The 277-nt window shown below is 30.0% G+C and carries 1 protein-coding gene; it reads left to right on the top strand.

All coding sequences use genetic code 11. The features are described from left to right. A partial coding sequence (locus QSV46_RS39625; RefSeq protein WP_314964082.1) for a hypothetical protein occupies positions 1–196 on the top strand: 196 nt, incomplete at its 5' end. Positions 197–277: the final 81 nt, after the last annotated feature.

Genomic DNA, 277 nt, shown 5'->3' with positions numbered 1-277 from the left:
CATAGAAACACCAACTACTAAACAAACATGTCAGAATGATAGTAAAGTGTCTGAACATAATTTTCATATTCCTAATGATTTGCTAGATAATCTTGAGGGATTGGTTTCATGGAGACAAATTAGGACACATGCTAATCGATTGTATAGACATAGACATTTTTTTATAATAAGAAATTTGGGTTTCAATGCCAGTTGATGTTGCAACTAATTAAAATGTCTAAAGTGTAAAAAGTAATGAGAAGGTTGGGAATGTATAAAAAACCCAAGAATAAAAATG

It is taken from the genome of Bradyrhizobium cosmicum (genome assembly GCF_032290525.1).
GTDB lineage: Bacteria > Pseudomonadota > Alphaproteobacteria > Rhizobiales > Xanthobacteraceae > Bradyrhizobium > Bradyrhizobium cosmicum_A.
The sequence above is the reverse complement of the archived record's forward strand: the minus strand, read 5'-3'. Positions and strand labels throughout refer to the sequence as shown.